Origin of the sequence: Streptomyces sp. NPDC127106 (assembly GCF_042677605.1) — a bacterium.
In the GTDB taxonomy this organism is placed as follows: Bacteria; Actinomycetota; Actinomycetes; order Streptomycetales; family Streptomycetaceae; genus Streptomyces.
In genome coordinates this window covers 1-8,876 of the sequence record NZ_JBHXTC010000029.1, presented here as the reverse complement: position 1 = coordinate 8,876, position 8,876 = coordinate 1, and the positions used below count along the sequence as shown (strand labels likewise).

The window sequence follows — 8,876 nt, the reverse complement described above, 5'->3', positions numbered from 1 at the left end:
TCCGGCGCCGGGGCGGCGGGCGCCCGTCTTCTGTGGTCCGCCCGCGCCCCCCCCCGCGGGGCCGCGCCCGCCCGCCCCGCCCGCCGCCGGCCCGCCGGGGGCCGCACCCGCGCCCTGCTCACGGGCGGCGCCCTGGCGCTGGTCCTGTGCCTGGTCGCCCTGGTCCACCTCGGGCAGGGCGCCTCCGGCGTGGGCCTCTCCGACATCGCCGACCTGGTCCTGGGCCGCGGCGACGCCCGGACCGCCGACATCCTGCTCGGCAGCCGGCTGCCCCGCACCCTGACCGGGCTGGTCGTCGGCGTGGCACTGGGCGTCTCCGGCGTCCTCGTCCAGGGCGCCACCCGCAACCCGCTCGCCGCGCCCGACACCCTCGGCGTCAACGCCGGCGCCTACCTCGCCGTCGTGCTCGTCGCGTTCACCGGCGTGAGCCTGGGGCCGCTGCCCGCCGGCGGTGCCGCGTTCCTCGGCGGGCTCCTCGCCGTCGCCGTGGTCCACCTGCTCACCAGCGGCGGCGTGATGACCCCCGGCCGGGTGCTGCTCGCCGGGGCGACCGTCGCCCTCGCCGGGACCGCGGCGGCGGAGTTCCTGCAGATGCTCGACGTGCAGGCGACACGGGGACTGTTCTTCTGGGGCAACGGCACCCTGATGCAGTCCGGGCTGGAGCGGCCGCTCGTCCTCGGCGCCCTGGTCCTGGCCGGCGCGCTGTGCGCCCCGCTCCTGGCCCGCCCGCTGGACCTGCTCGCCCTCGGCGACGAGACGGCCCAGGCGATGGGGGTCCGTGTGGAGCGGATCCGGCCCGCGGCCTTCCTCGTCGCCGTGCTGCTCTCCGCCGCGGCGGTCTCGCTCGCCGGGCCGATCGGCTTCGTCGGGCTGATCGCCCCGGTCGCCGCACGGCAGCTGGGCCTGCGCAAGCACGCCGAACTCATCCCGACCGCGGCCCTGCTCGCCGCCGTCCTGGTCCTCGCGGCGGACGCGGCCGCCCAGCTGATCGCGCCCCCGTCCGCGACCCAGCCCGCCGAAATCCCCGTCGGCGTGGTCACGGCGCTGGCCGGCGGCCCGGTCTTCATGGCCCTGGCGCGCCGGATCAGCACCGGCGACGCGGACACCGGGGCGGCCGTCGCCGTCTCCGGCCGGCGGCGCGCCCCCGGCTTCGCCGCCGTACTCGGCGGGGGGTTGATCGCACTGGCAGCGGCCGTCGCGGTGTCGCTGCGCCTGGGCGACGTGGAGATCGGCTGGGGCCAGCTCGGCGCGCTGCTCTCCGGGTCCGCCGAGCAGATCACCGAAGCGGTGGTCGGCTACCGGCTGCCGCGCGTCCTGGTGGCCGCGGTGGCCGGCGCCTGCCTGGCCGTGGCGGGTGCGGCGGTGCAGGCCGTCGTACGCAACCCGCTGGCCGAGCCGGGGCTCGTGGGGGTGACCGCGGGCGCCTCCCTGGGGGCCGTCACCGTCATCCTGGTCGTCCCGTCCGCGCCCGCGGCCGCGCTGCCGGCCGCTGCGGCCGTCGGAGGCCTGCTGATGCTGGTCGTCGTCGTCCTCGTGGCCCGGGGGAGTACGGGCGGGGGCCGTCCCGGACTGGACCCGACCCGGGTGGTGCTGGTCGGCCTCGGGGCCGCCGCCACCGCGATGGCCCTGGTCAACATCATGGTCGTCGGCGCGCAGATGAACATCTCGGCCGCCCTCGGCTGGCTCGCCGGCAGCACCTACGGCCGGGACCTGTCGGCGCTCGGCTGGCTGGTCCTGCCGGCGTTGGTCGCAGTGCTGCTGGTGGTCGCGGCGCGGCCGGTGGACCTGTTGGCCCTGGGGGAGGAGCTGCCGCGCGCCCTCGGCCTGGAGCTGGGCCGTGCCCGGCTGCTCGTCCTCGGCGCGGGCGCGGTGCTGGCCGCCGGCACGGCCGCCGCCGTCGGCGCGGTCGGTTTCGTCGGGCTGGTCGCCCCGCACCTGGCGCGCCGTCTGGTCGGCGGCCACACCGCGCGGATGGTGCCCATGGCCGCGGTGCTGGGCGCGCTGCTGGTGGTGTGCTCGGACGCGCTGGGGCGCTGGCTGTTGGCGCCGACCGAGATCCCGGTGGGCGTGGTGACCGCGCTGGTGGGCGCCCCGTACCTGGTGTGGCTGCTGCGCCGGACTCAAGAGGTGTGAGCCGTACGGCCGGCCCGCGCGGGCTCCCCGGCCGGGAAACCCGCGGCCCCGGCCGCGCCGTCCCGGAGCGTACGGGCGGCGAGGACGCCGACCAGGCAGACGGCGGCGGAGGCCAGGCAGACGGCCGTGTAGGCGCCGGAGAACGCGGACCGGGCGAGCGGCTGGAGCGCGGGGTCGAGGAGTTCGAGGCGGCCGGTGCCGACGGCGTCCCGCACCGACGCGTCGGCGGCGGCGCCGAGCCCGGCGCCGAGCCCGGAGTCGAGGCCGGAGTCGAGGCGGGAGGCGAACAGGGCGCCGAAGGCCGCGACGCCGGTCGCGGTGCCGAGCGGGTAGCAGGCGTTGGTCAGCCCGGAGGCCAGGCCAGCCCGGTCCGCCGGCACCGCGCCCACCGCGACGCCCATCAGCGGCGGGAAGATGACGGCCCCTCCGACACCGAGCAGCACCAGCCCGGCCGCGGTGGCGGCCCCGCCCGGGCCGGCCGCCCCGGCACCGCCGCCGCCCCCGGAGGCCGCGGACGCGGCAGCGGCCAGCGCCAGCAGGCCCAGCCCCTGGAGCCCGAAGCCGCCCGCGACGAGGGCGTGCGGGGGGAACGCCCGCTGCAGCCGCGCCACGAACAGGCCGGCCAGCAGCAGACTGCCCGTCAGCGGGAGCAGGTGCAGCCCGACCTCCAGGGGGGAGTAGGCGTGGGTGCTCTGCAGCCACAGGGTGGTGAAGGCCAGCACGCCCAGGCTGGACAGCCGCGCGAGGAACCCGAGCACGGCGGCGCCGGAGAGCGCCCGGATGCGCAGCAGGGCCAGGTCGATCAGGCCGTCCCCGCGGCGCTGGGCGGCCACCAGGGCGGCGGTGAGCGCGATCCCCGCGGCCGCGGGCAGCAGGACGCGCAGCGAGGTCCAGCCCGCTTCCGGCCCCACGGTCAGGGGATAGTGCAGGGCGAGGAGGGCGGCCACGGCGAGCACCGCGCCGAGCGGGTCGATCCGGCGCCGGGCGGCCCCCGCGGCGGGCGGTGTCTGCGCTCCGGGCAGCCGGGCCAGCGCCCCGGCCACGGCCAGGACCCCGATCGGCACGTTCACCAGGAAGATCCAGCGCCAGCCGGGCCCGCTCACGAAGAGGCCGCCGACCACCGGGCCGAGGGCGCCTGCCGCCGAGGCGACGGCGGCGAACGCGGCGATGGCGGCCTGCCGGCGGGCGCCCTCGTAGGCGGCCGCGAGCAGGGCGAGGCTCGGGGCGAACACGAGGGAGCCGCCGAGCCCCTGGGCGGCGCGCGCCGCGATGAGCGTGCCCGCGTCGGGCGCGAGTCCACAGGCGGCCGAGGCGACCGTGAACAGCGTCATTCCGGCCAAGAACACGGTCTTGCGCCCGATGCGGTCGGAGAGCGCGCCCGCGGTGAGCAGCAGCGCTCCGAAGGCGAGGGAGTAGGCGGAGACCGTCCACTGCACGCGGGCGAGGCCGACGTCCAGGGATCCGGCGATATCGGCGAGCGCGACGTTCACCACGGTGACGTCCAGCGTCATCATCACGCCGCCGGCGCTGACCAGAGCGAACGTCCATCGCGGAGAGCCACTGCGGGAAGGTGCCACTGATTCACCCCGAGCGCGTAGACCCTGGAACGGGCATGCGGATTGGTAAGCCTAACCTAAGTGCATTCCTGAGGGAATGTCATCTGTCCCAGCGTGGCCGAAAGTTGCGATTGCGACTTAGGTAAGGCTTCCCTAATCTGGCTTCGCCTGGACGGATCGCCTCCGGGCGCCACGAGACGGATACAGGAGCTGCCAGATGCCCCTGCCCCCCGACCATCCCGTGCCGGACCTGCCGGACGTCTCCCCGACGGCCTGGCGGGAAGCCAACCGCCGCCTCCTCGCCAAAGCCCTCGGCGAATGGTGCTTCGAGGACATGCTCAAGGCGGTCGAAACCGGCGACGGCTACCGCGTCGACCTCGCGAGCGGCACGACCTACGCCTTCCACGCCGAACCCGGCGCCTACGGCTGGCTGCGCGTCGACCCGGACTCGATCACCCGCACCGCCACCGGCATGCTCGGCAACTCCATCGCCCAACCCGCCTGGGACGCCCAGCAGTTCCTCGTCGAGGCGGCCACGACGATCGACAGCGACCCGTCGACCGTCGCCACCTACCTCACCGAGCTCTCGGCCACCCTCGCCGTCGACGCCGCCCGCCTCACCCACGGCGGCGAGACCGCGGCCGAGCTGCGCGCCCTCGGCCACACCGAGCTGGAGTGCCGGATGACCGGCCACAACCTGCTCGTCGCCAACAAGGGCCGGATCGGCTTCTCCGCCACCGACGTACGCCGCTACGCGCCCGAGTCCGCGCAGCCGCTGAAGCTCCACTGGGTGGCCGTGCACCGCGGCCTCGCCGAGTTCCGCGGCACCTCCGAGCTGTCCGAACGCGAGGTCCTCGCGCGGGAGCTGGACGAGGAGACGCGCGGCCGGTTCACCGCCGTCCTGGAGCGCGCCGGAGTCGATCCCGAAGCCTACGTGTGGCTGCCCGTGCACCCCTGGCAGTGGGACCACGCGGTCCAGGTCCTGCACGCCGCCGACGTGGCCCAGCGCCGCATCGTCCCGCTCGGCGAGAGCCCCGACGCCTACCTCCCGGGCCAGTCGATCCGGACGATGGCCAACGTCACCGCCCCCGAGCGGTACGACGTCAAACTCCCCTTGAAGATCCTCAACACCCTCGTCTGGCGCGGCATCCCGCCGCACTGCACGGCCGGGGCCCCCGTCGTCACCCAGTGGCTGCGCGGACTGGTGGAACGCGACCCGTTCCTGACGGAGGAATGCCGCACCGTCTTCCTCGGCGAGGTCGCCTCGGTGACCGTCCACCACCCCTACCTCTCCCAGCTCGACGGGGCGCCCTACCAGTACCTGGAGACCCTCGGCTGCATCTGGCGCGAACCGGTGTCCGCGCGCAAGGACCCGGACGAACGGGTCCGCACCTTCGCCTCGCTGCTGCACACCGACCACACCGGCCGCGCGTTCGCCGCCGAACTCGCCCGGGCCTCGGGCCTCGAACCGCAGGACTGGCTGCGCCGCCTGTTCGACACCCTGCTCGTGCCGATCCTGCACGTCCTCTACCGCTACGGGATCACCTTCAACCCGCACGGCCAGAACACCCTGATCGGCTACGACGACAACGACGTGCCGGCCCGCCTGTACCTGAAGGACTTCGTCGACGACGTGTGCGTGTCCTTCACGGACGTGCCCGAACGCGGCCCCGAGCCCGACGGCCACGACCACGTCCTGCCGCGCAAGCACCCGTCCGTCATCCGCCAGCACGTCGTCGACCAGGTCTTCGTCGGCCACTTCCGCTACCTCGCACCGCTCTGCGCCGACCAGCTCGGCGTACCGGAACGCACCTTCTGGCGGCTGGTCCGGCAGACCATCCTCGACTTCCACAAGCGCTTCCCCGAACTGTCCGACCGGTTCGCCGAATACGACCTGCTCACCCCCGAGATCCCCCGGTACGGACTGAACCGCGACCGGATCGTAGTCACCCGCTACGGCGACCGGGCCCTGCGCCACGCGCTGTACCCGAACGGCACCCACCCCAGCCCGCTCGCTGCCGAATGAGGAGGCCAGAGCGTGATACCGCTGACCGCAGTACCGCCCCGGCCCCCGTCCGCACCGCCGTCGCCCGCGCTCGGCCTCGACGGGCTCGGCGAGGTCCACGGCCTGCTCGGTGAGATCGTCGACACCCTGGCGGCCGCCCGCCGCCCGGCCGGCCCCGTTCCCGCAGGCACCCCCGCCGACGTCCTCGCCGCGGCCGCCGAGGCCCTCGGACCGCCCCGCCTCCCCGACGAGGGACTCGGCGCCAAGGCGGCCCTCCAGCGGCTGACCGCCGTCCTCGTGGAACAGGGCCTCGACCTCGCCCACCCCCGCGCCGCCGCCCACCTCCAGCCACCGCCGCTCGCCGTCGCGATCGCCGCGGACACGCTGGCGAACGCCTGCAACGCCTCCCTGGACACCTACGACTCCGGCCCCTCGGCCATCGCCGTCGAACGCTGGCTGATCGCGGCCCTCACCGGCCTGGCGGGACTCGGCGAACGCGCCGACGGCGTCCTCACCCCCGGCGGCTCCCTCTCCAACCTGATGGGACTGCTCCTCGCCCGGGACGCGGCCGCCCTCCGTCGCGGCATCGACGTCCGCGAACAGGGCGTGGCGGCACTCCCCGCACCGGTCGTCTTCTGCTCCGAGTACGCCCACTTCTCCACGCACCGCGCCTGCGCCACCCTCGGACTCGGCGAGGCGGCCGTCCGCACCGTCCCCACCGACGAACGCCGGCGCATGCGGCCGGAGGCCCTCGCCGCCGCCCTCGCGGCCCTGCGCCCCGACCAGACCCCGATCGCCGTCGTCGCCACCGCCGGGACCACCGACTTCGGCTCCGTCGACCCGCTCGCACAGATCGCCGAGATCGCCGCCGGCCACGGGACGTGGACCCACGTCGACGCCGCGTACGGCTTCGGCGCCCTGTTCTCCGACCGCCTCGCCGACCGCCTCGCCGGACTGGACCTGGCCGACTCCGTCACCCTCGACCTGCACAAGCTGGGCTGGCAGCCCGCCGCCGCCAGCGCCCTGCTCGTCTCGGACGGCAGCGCCTTCACCGCGCTCGACCGTGAGGTCGCCTACCTCAACCCGGCCGACGACACCGAGGCCGGTTACGACGGCCTCCTCGGACGCAGCCTCCAGACCACCCGGCGCCCCGACGCCGTCAAAGCGACCGCGACGCTCCTGGCCTACGGGCGCACCGGCCTGGGCCGCATGGCCGACACCTGCCACGACCTGGCCCGGCACGCCGAACGGCGCATCCTCGCCGAGCCCGACCTGGAACTGGTCTCCCCGGCCGAGCTCACCACCGTGGTCTTCCGCTACCGGGGCGGCACGGACCCGGCGGCCGCCGACGCCCTCAACGGCGCCGTCCGCCGCCGCCTGCTCCAGTCGGGCAGCGCCCTGATCGGCCGCACCGAGACCACGGCCGGCACACCGGGCGCCCCGCACCGGGTGTGCCTGAAGTTCACCCTGCTCAATCCGTCCGCCACCACCGACGACATCGACGACCTCGTGGACACCGTCCTCGACGCCGGACGCACCTGCGAACGACTGATGGAGGAGACCGCCGCATGACGACCACCGCCGCGGCCGCAACCCCCACCCCACCGGCCGGCCCCCCGCACGCCGCCGACGCCCGGACCGCCGCCGACCCCCGGACCGCCGCCGACCCCCTGCACGACCCCGACGCCCGGACCGCTGCCGAACACGCCCACGCCGAGGCCCTGCTGCGCTGCTGGCTCCTGGAGACGGCCACCCCCGTCCGCCCCGGCCCGCTGCGGGTCGAACTGCCCACCGCAGGACTGGCCCTCGTCACCGAGGTCACCCACCGCTCGCCCACCGGCTGGCACCGCTTCGCCCCCGTCCGCCTCGAAGGCCCGGGCGGCCTCCTCGGCAACCCCGTCGATCCGGTCACCGCCGTCGCCCTGCTCGCCGCGGAAGCCGCCGTACGGGGCGGCGCCCGCCCCGGCGGAGTCCCCCCGGGGGAGGTCGCCGACCTGGTCGAACGGACCGCCGAATCCGTGCGCCGCGTCACCGCGTTCGTCGCCGACCGCCGCGCGCACCCCGCCCCGCCATCCGGCACCGACGGCTTCCTCGACTCCGAACAGGCCCTCCTCCTCGGCCACTTGAACCACCCCGCCCCCAAGAGTCGCGACGGCATCTCCGACCACGACACCGCCGCCTTCTCGCCCGAGCTGCGCGGCTCCTTCCGCCTGCACTGGTTCGCCGCCGACCCGTCGGTCGTCTCCCACGACGCCGTCGCCGGGGCGCCCTCCCTGGCCGGTCGGGACACCGTCGCCCTCCTCGCCGACCTCGCCGGCCGGCCCCCGACCGGCGGCCGGATCCTGATCCCCGCCCACCCCTGGCAGGCCCGCGACCTGCTGCACCGCCCGCGCATCGCCGCCCTCGCCGCCTCCGGCGCTCTGGAACCCCTCGGCGAGCTCGGCCCCGCCTGGTGGCCGACCTCCAGCCTGCGCACCGTGTACCGGCCCGGCGCCGAGGTGATGCTGAAGCTCTCCCTCGGCCTGCGGCTGACCAACTCCCGCCGCGAGTCCACCCGTACGGAACTGCGCCGCGGCCTGGAGGTCAACCGGCTGCTCGACGCCGGCCACGCCGACACCACCTTCCTCGCCCACCCCGGATTCACGATCACCCGCGACCCGGCCTGGATCGCCGTGGACGAACCCGGCCGCCCGGAGGGCCCGGAGGTCACCGGCCTCGACGTCGCCGTGCGCGAGGTCCCGCACGGCATCGCCGACCTGCGCTGCCTCGTCGGCCTGGTCGCCCCCCGCCCCGGCCTCGGCCGCAGCACGCTGGGCGAGCTGGTCTGCGCGCAAGGGCCCGGCGCCGCCGAGCAGTGGACGGCCGACTACACCGACCGGGTCCTCGTCCCCATGCTCCACCTGTACGCCGCCACCGGCATCGGCCTGGAGGCCCACCAGCAGAACACCCTGGTCCGGCTCGACCCGCAGGGCCGGGTGACGGGCGGCACCTTCCGCGACAACCAGGGCTACTACCTGGCCGCCTCCCATCTGCCGGAACTCCTCAAGCGGACCGGAGCCGACTCCTCCACCCTCGCCGTGGGGGGGGGCGGCCCCGCCCCCCCCCCCCGCCGCGGCGGGGGAGCGCCCCCCCCCCCCCCCCCAGGGGGCGCGCGGGCGCGGCCGCGCCGGGGCGCCCCCGAG

At 76.0% G+C, this 8,876-nt stretch carries 5 protein-coding genes; 4 read left to right on the top strand and 1 reads right to left on the bottom strand.

What is annotated here, in order from left to right; translation table 11 throughout:
* On the top strand, positions 1-2,133 hold a 2,133-nt coding region (locus ACFVGY_RS22900), incomplete at its 5' end, for an iron ABC transporter permease (protein WP_385680204.1).
* On the opposite strand, the gene ACFVGY_RS22895 is transcribed toward ACFVGY_RS22900, so the two are convergent.
* Entirely contained in the window at positions 2,121-3,647 is a 1,527-nt protein-coding gene (locus tag ACFVGY_RS22895; RefSeq protein WP_385680348.1) for an MFS transporter, read from the bottom strand. The two genes, ACFVGY_RS22900 and ACFVGY_RS22895, sit on opposite strands and share 13 nt — an antisense overlap.
* Before the next feature lie 259 nt (positions 3,648-3,906).
* Here ACFVGY_RS22895 and ACFVGY_RS22890 point away from each other — a divergent pair, with 259 nt between their 5' ends.
* The 3 genes from ACFVGY_RS22890 to ACFVGY_RS22880 all read left to right on the top strand — a co-directional run.
* The gene (locus ACFVGY_RS22890; protein ID WP_385680202.1) at positions 3,907-5,715 is read left to right on the top strand and encodes an IucA/IucC family protein; all 1,809 of its coding nucleotides are present in this window, start codon (positions 3,907-3,909) and stop codon (positions 5,713-5,715) included.
* A 12-nt stretch (positions 5,716-5,727) separates the two neighbouring features.
* Positions 5,728-7,266 carry a pyridoxal phosphate-dependent decarboxylase family protein gene (locus tag ACFVGY_RS22885; RefSeq protein ID WP_385680200.1) on the top strand — a complete coding sequence of 513 codons (1,539 nt, stop codon included), beginning with the start codon at positions 5,728-5,730 and terminating at the stop codon, positions 7,264-7,266.
* Positions 7,263-8,876, top strand: a 1,614-nt coding sequence (locus ACFVGY_RS22880) for an IucA/IucC family protein (protein WP_385680198.1), incomplete at its 3' end; no start/stop codon positions are given. The genes ACFVGY_RS22885 and ACFVGY_RS22880, both read left to right, overlap by 4 nt.

What these genes read in the sequence shown, in the direction of transcription:
- ACFVGY_RS22895 (WP_385680348.1), bottom strand. Translation starts at nt 3,647, where the DNA reads ATGATGACGCTGGACGTCACCGTGGTGAACGTCGCGCTCGCCGATATC.
- ACFVGY_RS22890 (WP_385680202.1), top strand. Translation starts at nt 3,907, where the DNA reads ATGCCCCTGCCCCCCGACCATCCCGTGCCGGACCTGCCGGACGTCTCC.